Source organism: Mesorhizobium sp. P3_B5, assembly GCF_056402815.1.
Window position 1 is genome coordinate 1 of record NZ_JBFUGR010000047.1, and the last position, 601, is coordinate 601.

Annotated in this window: 1 protein-coding gene; it reads left to right on the plus strand. The window is 61.4% G+C overall.

The features are described from left to right. A partial coding sequence (locus AC1DVW_RS29700; RefSeq protein WP_477327948.1) for a transposase occupies positions 1–580 on the plus strand: 580 nt, incomplete at its 5' end. Positions 581–601: the final 21 nt, after the last annotated feature.

Here is a 601-nt window from a genome sequence, read left to right on the forward strand (position 1 = left end):
GCCGGAGCCCTGTGAGAAAGGCGAGCACCTTCAGTCGCTTGCTCGCCACCGCGACCATCTGGTCGAGATCAGGGCGAGGTTGAAGAGATATCTCAGCGAAGCCTTCGACGCGGACGTTGTCGACGACCTTCAAGACGTCATCGCCGACTTCGACACACGCATCGATGCGCTCGAGAGCCGGATCGTCAAAACCATTCGCCAAGCCGAGGACACCGCCCTCGACTATGCGCTGATGGTCTCCGTGCCCGGCGTCTCCACCATCCTCTCTTTGCTGGCGCACATGCCCGAGCTCGGCCAGCGCTCGCCCAAGTCGATCGCAGCCCTTGCTGGTCTTGCCCCGTTCGACAATGAGAGCGGCAAGCTCAAACATAGGAGCAAGATCACAGGTGGCCGCCCGCGGGTCAGGCGAGCTCTCTACATGGCGGCGCTCGGCGCCATCCGCGCCAATGACCGGTTCAAAGCTTTCTACGTCGCCCTTGCCGCACGTTCCGGATCAAAGAAACTCGCCATCGTCGCCGTCGCAAGGAAGCTTCTGGTCACCCTCAACGCTATCATCAGGGACAAAACCGCATTCGCGTGAACACAGTTGCCATGCCGCGAC